The 14,191-nt window shown below is 46.1% G+C and carries 15 protein-coding genes; 10 read left to right on the top strand and 5 right to left on the bottom strand.

Annotation, left to right across the window (positions count from 1 at the left end; genetic code table 11):
• The first annotated feature begins 187 nt into the window (after positions 1 to 187).
• The gene (locus QUA83_RS14280) at positions 188 to 724 is read left to right on the top strand and encodes a late competence development ComFB family protein (RefSeq protein ID WP_006631395.1); all 537 of its coding nucleotides are present in this window, start codon (positions 188 to 190) and stop codon (positions 722 to 724) included.
• Positions 725 to 1,024: 300 nt separating this feature from the next.
• Here the strand turns inward: QUA83_RS14280 and psb29 are convergent, their stop codons facing one another.
• Complete coding sequence (gene psb29, locus QUA83_RS14275) at positions 1,025 to 1,738, bottom strand: photosystem II biogenesis protein Psp29 (RefSeq protein ID WP_333293776.1); 714 nt, start codon at positions 1,736 to 1,738, stop codon at positions 1,025 to 1,027.
• 339 nt (positions 1,739 to 2,077) lie between these two features.
• Between psb29 and QUA83_RS14270 the strand changes: the two genes are divergently transcribed.
• Complete coding sequence (locus tag QUA83_RS14270) at positions 2,078 to 2,698, top strand: chromophore lyase CpcT/CpeT (protein ID WP_333293757.1); 621 nt, start codon at positions 2,078 to 2,080, stop codon at positions 2,696 to 2,698.
• 245 nt (positions 2,699 to 2,943) lie between these two features.
• Here QUA83_RS14270 and QUA83_RS14265 read toward each other — a convergent pair whose 3' ends face one another.
• Positions 2,944 to 3,306: an STAS domain-containing protein gene (locus QUA83_RS14265; protein ID WP_006631392.1), complete on the bottom strand. Its 363-nt coding sequence runs from the start codon at positions 3,304 to 3,306 to the stop codon at positions 2,944 to 2,946.
• Positions 3,307 to 3,363: 57 nt separating this feature from the next.
• Positions 3,364 to 4,407 carry an oxygen-dependent coproporphyrinogen oxidase gene (hemF, locus tag QUA83_RS14260; protein WP_333293756.1) on the bottom strand — a complete coding sequence of 348 codons (1,044 nt, stop codon included), beginning with the start codon at positions 4,405 to 4,407 and terminating at the stop codon, positions 3,364 to 3,366.
• A gap of 281 nt (positions 4,408 to 4,688) precedes the next feature.
• Here hemF and QUA83_RS14255 point away from each other — a divergent pair, with 281 nt between their 5' ends.
• The 7 genes from QUA83_RS14255 to QUA83_RS14225 all read left to right on the top strand — a co-directional run bounded on the left by QUA83_RS14255 (position 4,689) and on the right by QUA83_RS14225 (position 8,666).
• Positions 4,689 to 5,759, top strand: a complete 1,071-nt coding sequence (locus QUA83_RS14255) for an Mrp/NBP35 family ATP-binding protein (RefSeq protein WP_333057242.1) — start codon at positions 4,689 to 4,691, stop codon at positions 5,757 to 5,759.
• Positions 5,760 to 5,890: 131 nt separating this feature from the next.
• The gene (locus QUA83_RS14250; RefSeq protein ID WP_006631389.1) at positions 5,891 to 6,082 is read left to right on the top strand and encodes an NAD(P)H dehydrogenase subunit NdhS; all 192 of its coding nucleotides are present in this window, start codon (positions 5,891 to 5,893) and stop codon (positions 6,080 to 6,082) included.
• 181 nt (positions 6,083 to 6,263) lie between these two features.
• The gene (locus tag QUA83_RS14245) at positions 6,264 to 6,932 is read left to right on the top strand and encodes an HAS-barrel domain-containing protein (RefSeq protein ID WP_333293755.1); all 669 of its coding nucleotides are present in this window, start codon (positions 6,264 to 6,266) and stop codon (positions 6,930 to 6,932) included.
• A 203-nt stretch (positions 6,933 to 7,135) separates the two neighbouring features.
• Complete coding sequence (locus QUA83_RS14240; RefSeq protein WP_333293754.1) at positions 7,136 to 7,552, top strand: XisH family protein; 417 nt, start codon at positions 7,136 to 7,138, stop codon at positions 7,550 to 7,552.
• Entirely contained in the window at positions 7,543 to 7,923 is a 381-nt protein-coding gene (locus QUA83_RS14235) for a XisI protein (RefSeq protein ID WP_333293753.1), read from the top strand. The genes QUA83_RS14240 and QUA83_RS14235 overlap by 10 nt, the downstream gene beginning before the upstream one ends.
• A 103-nt stretch (positions 7,924 to 8,026) precedes the next feature.
• Positions 8,027 to 8,263, top strand: a complete 237-nt coding sequence (locus QUA83_RS14230) for a helix-turn-helix domain-containing protein (RefSeq protein ID WP_015175931.1) — start codon at positions 8,027 to 8,029, stop codon at positions 8,261 to 8,263.
• 100 nt (positions 8,264 to 8,363) lie between these two features.
• Positions 8,364 to 8,666, top strand: a complete 303-nt coding sequence (locus QUA83_RS14225) for a Rieske (2Fe-2S) protein (RefSeq protein WP_333150126.1) — start codon at positions 8,364 to 8,366, stop codon at positions 8,664 to 8,666.
• A gap of 204 nt (positions 8,667 to 8,870) precedes the next feature.
• Here QUA83_RS14225 and QUA83_RS14220 read toward each other — a convergent pair whose 3' ends face one another.
• Together QUA83_RS14220 and xrtO are read right to left on the bottom strand one after the other, a co-directional pair.
• Positions 8,871 to 11,771, bottom strand: coding sequence for a TIGR02921 family PEP-CTERM protein (locus QUA83_RS14220; protein ID WP_333293752.1), 2,901 nt, complete (start codon positions 11,769 to 11,771; stop codon positions 8,871 to 8,873).
• Positions 11,749 to 13,317 carry an exosortase O gene (gene xrtO / locus QUA83_RS14215; RefSeq protein ID WP_333293751.1) on the bottom strand — a complete coding sequence of 523 codons (1,569 nt, stop codon included), beginning with the start codon at positions 13,315 to 13,317 and terminating at the stop codon, positions 11,749 to 11,751. Before xrtO ends, QUA83_RS14220 begins: the two co-directional genes overlap by 23 nt.
• A 127-nt stretch (positions 13,318 to 13,444) precedes the next feature.
• Between xrtO and smpB the strand changes: the two genes are divergently transcribed.
• Positions 13,445 to 13,912, top strand: a complete 468-nt coding sequence (gene smpB / locus QUA83_RS14210; RefSeq protein ID WP_006631384.1) for an SsrA-binding protein SmpB — start codon at positions 13,445 to 13,447, stop codon at positions 13,910 to 13,912.
• The last annotated feature ends 279 nt before the right edge of the window (positions 13,913 to 14,191 follow it).

Raw genomic sequence — 14,191 nt, 5'->3', positions numbered from 1 at the left:
GATTTATCAGTCAATTATGGGGTAAGTTTGTGGCTAGGGTGTGCAGATAACTGTGATGGGTTATCAGTATTGAGTTAGGATTTGTATAAAATTTCTCAACTCAACTCTCAAAACTCGAATCTCAAGACGCTAACAATCGCGTCTTCACAAAACTTTATTGATGATGCCGTTGAGCGGGGACGCATATATGAGTATTGAAAAAATTGTTGAACAGGCTTTGCAGGATGGCTATTTAACGCCGTCTATGGAAGCTGAGGTGGGACGGATCTGCAATACGGCTTCGGAATTGTCGATCGAAGAGTACATGGCTCTCGATCGTCTGATGGGCTCTTTGTTGACTGGCGAAGTTGTAGTTCTGCCACGCAAACAGTTCATCAACGTGATGGAAGAGTTGGTACTCAGCGATGCGATCGCTAGGGTGGCAGAAATTGAGGCGACGAGCGACCTGAGTCTGGATGTGGGAGATATTGCAGCTTATGCTTTAAATAGGCTGCCACCTCTGTACGCTACGACGGAAGAGGGCGCTCACTTTCAAAGGGCTAGGGCTAAAGAGCAACTTCACGATTTGATTTCCAAAGAAGTCAACGCAGCGATCGCCCGCAACTTGGACAGGCCCGACACCCCAAACCCGACAGCTTTGGGCAAGTCTTCGGGAAACGAAGTTCTTTCACAGCTAAGCACTTGGCTGCAAGCTAACGCCACTAATTTTGAACCCCAGCCTTAGTACCACCCCAACAGCTCTATTTTGATTAAGTAGATCCCGCTCAATTCAGAAAGCGGGATTTTTAGTTTCTGAGCAACCAACATCTGAAGGCACAAGGCCGAAGCCAGAATTCAAGAAAAAAAATTAAAATTTAAGAGTTTTTATTTGTTCTAAAAAATAAAAAACTCCTTCTTCTTCCTTGTTCCTGGCATCCGTTACATCCGTTACATCCGTTGCCGAACTTCCTTGTTCCTGACATCCATTACATCCGTTACATCCGTTATAGAATCCGTTGCCGAACTTCCTTCTTCCTTCAAAAGATTAATTGCTGCTGTCAGAAGACTCAGCAGAAGGGCCAGCGGTAACTTTTGTCTCTCGTTTTTCGCGTTTTTTGCGTTCCGCTTGGATGACATCTTGAAGCACTATTCGCGCTTGGGCCATTTTTTCCAAATTGCTGCGGTACAAATCTAAATCTTTGCTAACTTTGTCTTCTGGGAGGTGTAAGGCCGCACTGACTTTGGCGATCGCGTCGTTTCGCGTTTCTTGGTCTTTTACTAAGTTAGGGTCAGCTTTTTCTAATAGCGAGAACAAACCGATCGCGAACAAGCGGCTGTACTTAAATTGAGGGTTGCTGGCGATCGCCCCTAAAGACGCTTGCAAATCCGCTGTATCTTCAAAGCTGGTCGAGCGATCGAGCCACGAGAGCAACTCTTGCCCCGAAAGTCTATCTGCCAAGCTTTCCAATCGCTCAGCGTCTTGCTTGTAGCGCTCTGGATCGTCTTCTAGGGACTTGCACAAAGCGTTAAAAATGGAAACTCTGTCGGCTTCTGGGGCGTACCCAAGCATGAATCTATCAAAAGCTGTCACTACACCCAAAGCATAAATCGGGTCGTATTGAAAATCGGCATTTGCCGAAAGCAAGTGCATTTCTACCATCAACTCTTCCACCACTCGACGGTAAATTGAGTTGATCGGTCGAGTGTGAATCGTATAGAAACTTCGCTTAGTATCTGAAACAGTACGGTTATTGTTCACCTGAGTCTTATAGATAAATAATTTTGCCGTAGCGGGCGTGCCAGCGCGGCGTGAGTAAAGTCGGGGGAGTCTCTCTGCGATCGGGCTGACAAAAATTGCCAGTTTTTTAAGCGTTGCCGCTGGATTGCGAGACAAAATTTTATCAAAAATATTTTACGCGCGATCGGCAGCAACAATTAATATGTCGCAATAGGAGGGAAAAACCCCAGTATCTTTACAATCATAGCTTAGCTGGGATCGCTCAAAAATCTAATCTTCTGACTTGCCCAGCCTTGATATGGTCTTACATATCACAATAACTTTTTCTTGTCAACCCTACTCGTGAACAATCAAACAAACATGACAATTTCTCCTGAATTAATAGCTTTAGCCCAATACATGGCGGGCGAATTTGACAACCGGGAACAAGCGCTAGCAGAGCCGACGTGGTACGTCCATCTTCGTTTGTGGCAAAGACCACTACCCGTTCCTTTATTTTCCGAACCCAGCATTGCCCTGTTTGCCGAACAAGCCAACATTCTGGAATTAGACAAGCCATACCGCCCCCGCATCGTGCAACTGAGGCACTCACAGATAGCGCCAGGACTGATTGAAGCTCAGTATTATATGTTTAACGACATTACAGCCGTCAAAGGAGCCGGTTGCAACCCCGACTTGCTTGGAAAGCTAACGAAGGAGCAAATCCAACTCCTCCCCGGCTGCACCCTGTCGGTTGCAGTGGAAAATTTAGCCTCAAACAGCTATCGATTTCGGGCATCCTTGCCGGAGGGCACTCGCTGCGGCTTTGCCTACGGGGGGCAAAATTACCAAGTAGACTTGGGATTTGAAGCCGCAGGCGAGGAATTTCTCAGCTACGACAAAGGAATAAGCCCCACGACAGGCAAGGCTATCTGGGGAGCTTTAATGGGCCCTTTTAGATTTGTCAAGCGTCAGGATTTTGCTGCTGAGATATTGGTTTGAAGCAAGAAGCAACAACAAACAAGGAAGAAAAATTTAGCTATCTAGGATAGAAGGCAAGACTTTACCTTGACCTATTCTTCTACTTTAGTGTTTTGGTGAACCTCTCAACCTCTCAAGAAAGGAAGAAAGCATAAGGAAGCTGGCAAGAATTTACCTGCTTCCTGTTCTTGTGCAGGGTTCCGGCGCTTTTTGTGAGCCTCAAGCTTAAATTGCGCTTACACCGCAACCGATGCAAGCGGGAGTGGTCAACTTGCGCGCGGCACCCCCTCTAGAGCTTCTTCTTCCGTTTCAAAGATTTCAAACACAGAATCCATCATGGTGACTTCAAACACCAGTTTGGCTTCGGGATGAACATTGCAAATGCGGAAACTTCCCTTAACTTTATCCGCATCCCGCATACCTGCTACAAGTGAGGTCAGGCCAGAGCTATCGATAAAGTTAACCTGACCAAGATTCACTACAACATGGCGGCTAAGTTTGGAAATACACTCTTGCAACTTGAGGCGGAATTGCCAAGCTGTAGTGATGTCCAACCGTCCTGTCGGTGCTAAGACGATAACTGTTGTACCGTCTTGAAGCGTGTGGGTTTTTTGATCAATATGAATCACTGACCCTTCCCTCAAATTTATTATCTATCGCGGTGGTTACTGTCCCAGTAGTTTAACTCAGGTCGGTGACTGCTGAGGCATCCAATTCGCCCAATCTTGCGGTTTTAAGAACTTGGAGTAGAGTTCGGCTTCGGGAGAGTTGGGTTCTGGCTCGTAACAATATTCCCAGCGTACCAAAGGTGGCAGGGACATTAAAATCGATTCGGTGCGTCCGTTGGTTTGCAAACCAAAGGTCGTGCCTCGATCGTACACCAAGTTAAATTCAACGTAACGGCCGCGGCGGTAAAGTTGGAAATTACGCTCGCGCTCGCCGTATTCTTTCGATCGGTGCTTTTCAATTATGGGGGTGTAAGCCGGCAAAAATGCCCGGCCGCAGTCCTGTACAAAGGCGAACAGCGACTCCCAAGTCCTCGGTTCCGGCACGCCGATGTTGTTGCTGCACTCAGCGGCCTTGCCTTTGACATGATGGTCGCGGTAAAGCGCGCCTTGAGCGCTTTGGTAGTCAAAAAACAGGCCGCCCACGCCGCGGGTTTCTTGGCGGTGGGGGAGGTAGAAATATTCGTCGCACCACAGTTTAAATGTCGGATAATATCCGGGATGGTGGCGATCGCAAGCTGCTTTCAGAGTTTTGTGAAAATGAGCTGCATCCTCAGCCAACGGGTAATAAGGAGTCAAATCCACACCACCGCCAAACCACCAAATCGGGCCTGCCTCAAAATAGCGGTAATTCAAGTGAACCGTAGGCAAGTAGGGATTGCGGGGGTGTAGCACCATCGAAGTACCCGTTGCATAGAAATCGTGACCTGCAGCTTCGGGGTGCTTGGCCAGAATCAAAGCCGGCAAACTTTCGCCCCACACTTGGGAAAAATTGACTCCCCCTTGTTCAAAAACATTGCCTTCGCGCATGACGCGAGAACGTCCGCCCCCGCCTTCGGAGCGTTCCCAAGAGTCCTCCTTAAATTTGCCAACACCATCGACCTGTTCGAGGGATTGACAAATTTCGTCTTGTAGGGTTTTCATAAATTGGCTGACTCTAGCTCTAGAGTCAGCGGGCGGCAAAAACGGGGAAGTGGCGGTTTTAAGTGTGGTAGAAACTGTCATCCGATTTAAGATTTTAGATTTTAGATTTTAGATTGAAGAATTGCGACCACGGATCAATTCGGGGATTGTGACCAAATTGCTTTCGGTCGTAGAAATTCTTGCCGAGGGCATTTGAGTTTGAGATTGACCGTGAGTCCCAAATCCTGTCGTCATGTAATTATGCCACCGTAGGTCTGCAAATGATCGCTATGAAGTTACATTAAAAAATAGCAATAAAAATATACTTAAACCTGCGATCGAAAATTCGCTAACCCAATTGCAGAGCTATGGTGGAGAACACAATGCCCAATACACTCGATGTTAGTTCAGTCTTAGAAATCCTGCGACCCGTGCAAGACCCCGAACTGCAAAAGAGTTTGGTGGAATTGAACATGATTCGTAACATAAAAATTGACGGCGGTGTCGTCAGTTTTACTTTAGTGCTGACAACGCCTGCTTGCCCGCTGCGAGAATTTATTGTCGAAGATTGCCAAAAAGCGGTCAAACAGTTGCCAGGAGTCGAAAAAGTGGCGGTGGAGGTGACAGCCGAGACGCCACAGCAAAAGGGAGTGGTCGATCGCCAAGGCATTGAAGGCGTTAAAAATATTATCGCAATTTCCAGTGGCAAAGGCGGCGTCGGCAAAAGCACGGTGGCGGTAAATGTGGCAGTAGCGCTGGCGCAAACCGGCGCTAAGGTGGGTTTGCTGGATGCGGATATCTATGGGCCAAATGACCCCAATATGTTGGGTCTGGGGGACGCGAAAGTGATGGTTAGGGACGGAAAAAGCGGGGAAAGCCTCGAACCCGCCTTCAACTACGGCGTCAAATTAGTGTCGATGGCGTTTTTAATTGACAAAGACCAACCCGTAATTTGGCGGGGCCCGATGTTGAACGGGATCATTCGGCAGTTCCTCTATCAGGTGAATTGGGGCGATTTAGACTATCTGATTGTCGATATGCCTCCGGGTACTGGAGACGCGCAGTTGACAATGGCGCAAGCGGTGCCGATGGCCGGTGTCGTGATCGTGACGACTCCGCAGACTGTGGCATTGTTGGACTCTCGCAAGGGCTTAAAGATGTTCCAGCAGTTGGGAGTGTCAGTGTTGGGAATTGTGGAAAACATGAGCTATTTTGTGCCGCCGGATATGCCAGACAAGCAATACGATATTTTCGGTTCTGGTGGCGGGGAAAAGACTGCTGCTGAGTTGGGAGTGCCGCTGTTAGGCCGCATTCCGCTGGAAATTCCGTTGCGCGAAGGTGGCGATTCGGGGGTGCCGATCGTGGTGGGGCAACCGGGTTCTGCTTCAGCTAGGGAGTTGCGGGCGATCGCGGGTCGCATTGCCGGTAAAGTTTCCGTAGCAGCCTTAGCCTAACAAACTCTCGTTTCTGGGGTTGGCCTCGCGTCTTCCTGTACACGAACATTTGCCTAGTTCTCAGGCTCTGCTTGGGAACTAGAAACGAGAAAAGGTAAACTATAACCAGCAAACTTAACATTCAAAGAATTATGATTTTTCCAGGTTCGGCAGTTCGAGTTAAAGATAAGGGTGAAATTTACTACGCCTTTCAAGGACAAGTCCAGCGAGTTAGCGACGGAAAGGTCGCGGTACTGTTTGAAGGCGGGAATTGGGACAAGTTGATTACGTTCCGGCTGTCGCAGTTGGAACTTGTGGATGCTACGGCTGGTCGCGTGAAATAGTCAGTAGTCAGCGGTCATTAGTCATTGGTAATTGGTAATGGGTAATTAGTCATTGGTAATTGGTAAAGTACCCAAGACCAGGCTACTAACTGAAGACCCTTGACAACCAGCACAAAACCAATGGCTAATGACTACTAACTAATAACTAATAACTAATAACTAATAACTAATAACTAAAACTATGCGTTTACCTTTACCCCAATTTGCTACAAAAGAGCGCCACCCCGATCGCATTGCTGAGGTAATCGAGACGGCAACTTCGGAGTTTTTGGCTCAATGTTTGGAACCGGAAGACTTAAGTTTTCCCGTGATGCCGCCTTTTGGCAGTTGGGTGAAGGCCGAGGATGAAGAGTCGAAAAATCAAATTTACGGCGTGGTTTATTACGCTACGACTAGCCCGATCGACTCGGTGCACAGAGCTCGCGCTTTGGGTTTGTCGCTGGAAGAGTTGCGGGAAGAACAACCGCAGATTTTTGCGATGCTCAAAACCGAGTTTCGAGTGGCGATTGTCGGGTATGAGGCTGCGCCGGAAAGGTTGAACGGTCACGGCCCATCGAGGGGTAAAATTTATCAGTATTTGCCGCCGCGCCCGCCGCAAATTCACCAGGCGGTTTATCGCTGCGAACCGGATGAGGTGATTGACTTTACCGTGCAGTTGGATTTTTTGAGGACGCTACTGGGGGTGACTAATGCGCCGGTGGATGCGCTGACGGCGGCGGCAATTCGGGAGATTTATCAGTTGCGGATGCGCGATCGATCTTGGTTGGTGGAAGCAGGGAGAAGTTTGAGTGTTTTGCTGAAGGATGATTACGATCGGTTGCGGGTGATTTTGAGTCAGATTCATCCGTAGGGAAAAGCTGAATAGTATGTTTGAGGCCGATAGTCAAATATTGAGGCGATCGCATCAGCCAGACTCTGGTATTTGATGAGCCTTACAATTAAATTGAGAAGGAAGAAACGATCGCACTTCATTCAAAATGCGATCGCCCGTTTGTCTGGCACAGCCGTAAAAGATGATATAATGGGAGCGAGTAACATGATTTATCAAAATCTATGTCTGCTAAGGATATCTTTCATGCCTCTGTATGTTCAGCTTTGGAAAAGGAAGGGTGGACTATTACCCACGATCCTTTGTACCTCAAAGTAGACGAAGATAAGCTTTATGTGGACTTAGGGGCTGAAAATAATTTGTTAGGAGCCGAAAAGTACGGACAGAAGATAGCAGTAGAAATCAAGTGTTTTTTAGGTCTGTCATTGATCAATCAGTTTCACGAGGCTATAGGTCAAGCCTGGAATTATAAAGTGGTTTTGGAAGAGTCAGAACCGGATAGACTTCTTTATTTGGCAATTCCAGAAGATATTTATGAAGAATTTTTTACTCGGCGTTTAGCTCGAATGTCAGTGACGCGGATGCAATTAAACTTGATTGTGTTTAATCCTGCAACAGAGGCGATAGTTATATGGAAATAGAAAAGTATAGAGAGCTAATTCAATCAATCATTGAAAAACACTCTAGCTGCGGTTCGGACGATGGGGAGATAGAAACTGAAATTGCTTGTGACATCAAACGCGATCGCTATTTGATGTTTCATGTGGGATGGCGTGGAGAAAGACGAGTTTATGGTTGCGTTATTCACATCGATATTAAAGAGGACAAGATTTGGATTCAGCGAGATGGAACGGAAGTAGGAATTGCTAATGAGTTAATTGAACTCGGAGTACCCAAGTCGGATATTGTTTTAGGGTACAGGTCTCCCTATATGCGTAAGTTTACGCTGGTTGGCGGCGGACTAGGTGATCGCCCCAGCCAAACTCCGGTATTTGAGGAACCATACAATTAAATTGAGAGGGAAAAAACGATCGCACTTAATCTACAAAGTTTCCCGCACTTTGTGACAATCAGCAACGTTTACAGAATCGTGACTCTCTGACACAATAGGGAGCATGGGAAGAGCAGGTAAAGCCCTCAAAAAAATATTAGAGGCATACGATATCAGTCAATATCAATTGGCGGCAAAGATGGAAATCGATCGCTCAAACGTTAGCCGTTGGGTGAGTGAAGAACGAGATCCATCCGCTGAGGCGGTATTTGCGATTAAGCAAGCGTTGCAGACATTCAATCGGGAGGCGGCTGATGAATTCGTCAGGTTGTACCTGGGAAATGGCGAGGAAAACGGTTAGGTTCTCAGGTGTGGAGAGTGCCCCACCGATCGCCCTTGCTGCATTCAAGGACGATCGCCCATGAAAGCAGCAATATTTTATTTAAAGGGATAAAGATTATATGTGGGTAGAGATAACAGGGCTGAATCAAGTTCCCGAATGGGATATTTTGAAGGTAAAAGTTGAGGGTACTTCGCTGATTTTGAATCGTCAAGGCCTGAATGTCACTTGTTACCGCAATGCTTGCACTCATTTAGAATATCCGATCGACATGGGTAAGGTAAATAACGGTATCATTACCTGTCCGTTTCATAAGTATCAGTACAAGTTAGATAGCGGTAAATGTTTGAATGCACCAGCCGATTCCCTGGAATCTTATCCGGTAAAGATTGAGGGCGATCGCGTTTTTGTCGAGATAGATTAGTCATTAATCTTAGCTAAGTCCGACAGGGGTTTCAACCCCTGTCTCATAGCTCAAGTCGTCTCAAGACGACTGTAGATTAATATTTGATATCAAGTCTCGGTTAAATACCCCCTCACTCTCTTAGTCTGCGGAGGCAGACTTTGTTTTTGTAGTAGCGATTTCAACCGCCGAAACATCGAGGGAGTAGCCAACCCGGATTTACTTTCAACCTACCATTTTCGCGCGTCGCTGGCGGACGAAAATCACCAAAAGCCCGATCGCACCTACCGCCAACAGCAGCCATTCTTCGGGTTCAGGAACCCCCGAAACATTCAGAGGATTATTCGGCTTACTCAACTCCTCCTTACCGGATTCTACCTCTCTGTCAAATCGATCGCTCTTAGCTTCCGCTGCTTTTAGTTGCTCCCTTTGCGCGTCATTAACTAACACAATCATCGAAGAATAAGGAGTCACCACTTTGAAATTTTTAGCTACTGCGTGCATTGCATCCAGTTGCGTCAATTGATTGGAACTTTTCTGCTTGCTAAGTGCAGTTATCAACTGCCGCGCAGCTATCGGTTTAAAGCCTTCATTTCCGGTATCTTTTAACTCTGCGACTGTCGCCGATTTTGCGTTTTTTTCCGATTGCGGCGTTTTGGCATAACTCCAAGCATAGCCGTCAACAACGCTAACTGTAGATGGGCCCGAAGCTGCTGTTGTTGCTAGTCGCTGCATCGCCTCTTTCATATCCGTAGCAACTCCACCGCCGCTATCTTGAATAAGCTTCAAAGTTGCGTCGTCGTAGCCGGGGGGCAAACCTCCCAAATGCACTGTCCATAGCGGTGCAGAGATGGAAAGTTTAGGTTTGCGATCGTCCGATAATTCATAACTGTGGCGATCGCTCACCAAAAATACAGTATCGTAATTTTTATCGCCCCGCAACTGTGCAAACTGTTGCAGCATATCTTTGAGCTGGATTGTACCGTAAAACCTCACCTTTGTCGCATCGAAATTGCGTACATCTTCCACAAACTTAGGTGGCATTCCCGCAGCGCTGGCAACATACAAATCAACAGCATTTTTGCCTGCTGCATTAGCTTTCAACCATTCAAAAGTTTCTTTGACATCCTTATTTTCCGCCGCCATGCTGCGGGAAGTATCGAGAATAACTGCAAATTTCTTGCCTTGCGGTAACGAGTAATTTGCATCAGCCAACGGCTTAGCAGAAATGATATTTCCTCCCGGTAGAACCGCCTGCTGCGCTGTTAGCGGTTGCTGTGCGGCTGCGGGCAAAAAGGGTGGCAGCCAAGTTTCTCTTGCTTCTTTGCCGCTGTATTTTACCTCTTTTCCGGCGATCGTGCGGCGAGTATTTTGGTTCCAAAAAATGTTGCGTTTTTCAGCCAAAACAGGCATAGCCCAACCCTGCGGCTGGCGCATGACTTTGTAAGTAAGCCACAGGTGCATTTCCGTTGGCCCTTCTGTTTGGGTGAATTCTCGTTTAGCTGGGATTGGAAAAGCCCGCAATCGGTATTGTTTCGGGCCAATTTGTTCTAGCAAAGCCGGATCGACTCTTTCTACTACCTGTTGGTTGTAGACTTGCTGGGCGGCACCTCTAGGCGATACCGTAAATACAAAACGTTTGTTTAAATCGCCAGTATCTCCCAGCCAAACTCCTGTAACTGCGGCGCTTTCCGGCAGGGAAAAGTAGTAGAATACTTCTTGCAAGTTCGGCGTTTGATTTTTGTAAACTTCGTAGAGTTGAACGTCAGCCCAGTCGCCGTTTTCTTTGACTGTCACTTCTTGCGACTGCAACCATACTTTTTCCTGATTGACATTCAGCAAACCAGCTTTAGCTTCTTCCCGGTTTGATGTTGACTGCACCGCGTGTTTTACTGCTTCTGAGTCGCCTTTTTGCAGTTCCGTATCGAAGAATTCGCCGTAGAGTTTTTCCGCTTTTTCTACATCAGCACTAGAGCCTTGATACAAAAACGGCGACATTAAAAAATTATAGCTGTTCTGCACAGTTTGAGCCGCTCCGTCAGGTAAACCCAAACTATTTTTGTATATCTCATAAATGTGGTTGTTTTCTCCCACTGTGCTGAGGTAGCGGTAAGGAGACAAATAAGCGTTAACTAAGCCCGATCGAATCATATCAGACTTGGCTAATAAAGTTTGGCGAACCGTGTCATTTGCAGGCGGAGTAGCCAGCATTTTCAGTGCTGCAACTTGTGGCTGCTGCTGCAAAGCCGAGAAAATAGCCAGCCAAGCTGCTATGACTCCAAAACTTCCGATTAGCGCTTTATTTTTCCCGTATTGTGCAGCAAAACTCTGCCAAATTTTCCGCCCGGAATGAATGTAGAGAAAGCCGTACAGCGAAGGAATGACAACGAATAAGCTACAGGTTAAACCAAACAATATAAACGATAGCGGTAGCCAAATTAAAGCCCATGCCCATGCCCCGTCTTTAAACATTTCCAGAAATGGTGAAACCCATGTAAAGGTTAAAAACTGGCTGAGGAAAAACAAGAATCCATAAAGTGTATAGAATGCCACAGGTACAGCGTAATAAAGCAGCAATGTTGCCGCCCAAATGCCAACTACTACCATTAAACTGTGACATCCTAATTGCAGCCACGCACTTCGTTTTTCTCCGAGTAACCTGACAAAACGAGGCTGTTTATTATGAGAATTCTGGGAATCGAAAATATTTTGCACATTTTCTCTTTTACCCAGATATCCGTACAGCATTTCCACTGAAAATGCTGCAATGCACAAAGCAATAGTAGCGATGATCTGAGAACTAGCTGGAGTGAGTTCTCGTAGCAGGAACAAGCGGAGCAAACAAAGTAAAAATAACGGTGCTTCTACGCCGTAAAACCAACGCATTAGCTGTAGGGGTTGCTTGCTAAAACGCCTAGCTCCTATTACAGTACATACAGTGGGTACTGCGATCGTAGCTGCCATCGTCAAAGAAAAATCTAGCGGGATTGTGCCATCGATTGTCGCCTGAATTAATGGCACTCCTATAATCGGCAAAATTCCCAAGTAAACAATTGATAAAAAGGTCAAATTCCAGACCCAAAAAATTGTTTTAAAAATTCCATCAAACACCTGTTTGATTTTCATTTACTTCTCCTTGTAAGCTTTGTTTAACGGTCGTGTATACATTACTCGCAAACTCTTTTACTTCCTGATTTTCTGGTGGTAGCGAACTGTCAAATAAAATGGAAACTAGCACCCAATTGTGATTTTTGTGGGTGAGATCGCTGCCGATACGGGACAAGAAGTTATCTGTAGTTAGCTGTGCAGATTGCAGCCAGTATACTGCTGATAATTGGTTGTTTTTGAGAGACAGCCAGCGCGCAGTTACTGAAGGAGTTAGTTGTTTTTTTTCTATGCCATTGACGGGAATTCCGCTGGCCACAAAACACAACTCGGGGGCGTGATAAGTTTGCCAGGATGTGCTCGCTACTGTGAGCATGGAACCGCGCAAGTTGCCGGCGACAAATCTGATTTTTTGTGTTTGCGTGTCTGGATAGTTGCCAAAGAATTTTTGTTCGCTAGGATTCAGGGGAATCGACTCTGATTTAATGTATTCAGGTAATGTTAAAGGTGCGGCGATCGCCATTTTTGACGTTTCTACATGAGACAGTTGAGCCATTACTGCCAAAAGTGCGACTGCTGCAATTATTCCGGGTTTGGCTAAGGGGTGATTTGGCAGAATTTCTGAGTTGGGTTTTGCAGAAATACCGCTGGTTTTTTTGGGCTGGAATTTCGGTACTCGTTGCAGCATTAACCACGTCACAAAACAAGCACATACTAAACCGACAATTCCCAGAGGAACGTGCATAATTTGTGCTATGTTTGGCTGTTGAAAAACTTCCGAAACCAGGACTAACACGGCAACCCGCGCAGTGTTAGCACATACCAACATTAAGAAATTAGCAGCGCCGACTGCTAGCCATCTTAAGCTCAATTTACGCCCTTCCAGCCAGGTAGCAGCTAGCAAAAATAGCGTTCCGACTAAGAGGGTTTTAATGCCGCTACAAGGCACGTCAACCTGAGCGATGCCGTTTTCCAAAACGATAATATCGTAAGAAGAAATAGCCCCAATTTGCAGCATAGAGAGCAACTGTTCTACTACCTGAGCAGTAAGCACTCGCGCCGGCAAACCTAATCCGCTATTAAACTGACTGTTGAATGGTAAAATACAAGCCAGCAAGCCCGCAACTGGCAAGTTTTTTTGCCAAAAGTTCTGCTCTACCAATAAGCCACACAGCCCGTAAGTTCCGAGGATAAATAGCAGGACAGTAAGTTGTTTGATATCAATTATGTACTGAAGGGCGATCGAGCAAATACCCGCACCCAACATCAACAGCAGCGGATCTCGCCTCAAAACGAAATGGGGTGAAAATCCTGGCGGGCGCTCGGAGTTCCCAATCGATCGCACTACTAATGCTACAATCAGAAAGCCAATTACTATCTTGTACAGTGTAGGTATCTCAACAAACGAGGATAACAGCCACTTAACTGCCGAGATATTGGCCCAAAACCAAGCAAGCGCCAGCAAAAAAGGAGCCAACCAAACTAAATTAAGCCCTGAATTGGGACTGACAGCATCTGGAAGGTCAGAATTGGGAATATTGGTGCGCTGCATGATACCGCTTGACATTCACGTTGGTGACATCTTAGCTCAGCAAAATTAGTAATGTCTAGACCGATTATTTAAGTTTTGTCAAGCTTCGATTTTCTCTACAGAGGAGCTAGCGTTATAATAATTAATTTTATCGGAGGTAAAAATGAGCGAAAAAAGTCCAGGATACAAAATTGTTAGCGATAACCGCCAAGCGCGCCATCTCTATGAAATTATAGAGACATACCAAGTGGGAATCGAGTTGAAGGGAACCGAAGTCAAATCAATTCGGGAAGGAAAAGCCAATTTGCGGGACGGATATGGTTTAGTTCGGAACGGGGAACTGTGGCTGATAAACGTTCACATTTCGCCTTGGAGAAGTGCTAGTAACTATTTTAATCACGAACCCCGCCGCACCCGTAAATTGCTGATGCACAAGCAGGAAATTCGCAAATTAATCGGCAAAGTGGAAGAAAAAGGCTTGACTTTAGTACCGTTAAAAATGTATTTGAAAGGCGGCTGGGTAAAACTTGATATCGGTTTGGGTAAAGGGAAAAAACTGTACGACAAGCGCGAAGATTTGAAGAAACGCGAAGACAAGCGGGATATGGAAAGAGCGATGAAGCAATTTTAGTCCCAGTCATTAGTCATTAGACATCTCCGAAAAAGCAACTAAAACCTTGGGTACTCGAAGGTTGAAAGTTAACTTGTAGAGATGTTTATTAGTCAGGAGTCATTAGTGATTCATCATGGGTGATTGCTGATTAATGATTGGCTATTTTAAATCTAGTTCGGTTAATTACTCATCATAATATTTTTCAAAATCCTCCCTTGAGGATTTTGAGGACTTCCATCGTTACTACAAACTTAATTAAAGTTATTTCACCGGAGTCCGTCTTACAGAAGATTCCAG

It is taken from the genome of Microcoleus sp. K1-B1 (assembly GCF_036704705.1).
GTDB lineage: Bacteria > Cyanobacteriota > Cyanobacteriia > Cyanobacteriales > Microcoleaceae > Microcoleus.
The sequence above is the reverse complement of the archived record's forward strand: the minus strand, read 5'-3'. Positions and strand labels throughout refer to the sequence as shown.

What these genes read in the sequence shown, in the direction of transcription:
- QUA83_RS14240 (WP_333293754.1), top strand. Translation starts at nt 7,136, where the DNA reads ATGTCTGCTAAGGATATCTTTCATGCCTCTGTATGTTCAGCTTTGGAA.
- QUA83_RS14245 (WP_333293755.1), top strand. Translation starts at nt 6,264, where the DNA reads ATGCGTTTACCTTTACCCCAATTTGCTACAAAAGAGCGCCACCCCGAT.
- QUA83_RS14280 (WP_006631395.1), top strand. Translation starts at nt 188, where the DNA reads ATGAGTATTGAAAAAATTGTTGAACAGGCTTTGCAGGATGGCTATTTA.
- xrtO (WP_333293751.1), bottom strand. Translation starts at nt 13,317, where the DNA reads ATGTCAAGCGGTATCATGCAGCGCACCAATATTCCCAATTCTGACCTT.
- QUA83_RS14250 (WP_006631389.1), top strand. Translation starts at nt 5,891, where the DNA reads ATGATTTTTCCAGGTTCGGCAGTTCGAGTTAAAGATAAGGGTGAAATT.
- QUA83_RS14230 (WP_015175931.1), top strand. Translation starts at nt 8,027, where the DNA reads ATGGGAAGAGCAGGTAAAGCCCTCAAAAAAATATTAGAGGCATACGAT.
- QUA83_RS14270 (WP_333293757.1), top strand. Translation starts at nt 2,078, where the DNA reads ATGACAATTTCTCCTGAATTAATAGCTTTAGCCCAATACATGGCGGGC.
- QUA83_RS14235 (WP_333293753.1), top strand. Translation starts at nt 7,543, where the DNA reads ATGGAAATAGAAAAGTATAGAGAGCTAATTCAATCAATCATTGAAAAA.
- QUA83_RS14255 (WP_333057242.1), top strand. Translation starts at nt 4,689, where the DNA reads ATGCCCAATACACTCGATGTTAGTTCAGTCTTAGAAATCCTGCGACCC.
- QUA83_RS14220 (WP_333293752.1), bottom strand. Translation starts at nt 11,771, where the DNA reads ATGAAAATCAAACAGGTGTTTGATGGAATTTTTAAAACAATTTTTTGG.
- hemF (WP_333293756.1), bottom strand. Translation starts at nt 4,407, where the DNA reads ATGACAGTTTCTACCACACTTAAAACCGCCACTTCCCCGTTTTTGCCG.
- QUA83_RS14225 (WP_333150126.1), top strand. Translation starts at nt 8,364, where the DNA reads ATGTGGGTAGAGATAACAGGGCTGAATCAAGTTCCCGAATGGGATATT.
- smpB (WP_006631384.1), top strand. Translation starts at nt 13,445, where the DNA reads ATGAGCGAAAAAAGTCCAGGATACAAAATTGTTAGCGATAACCGCCAA.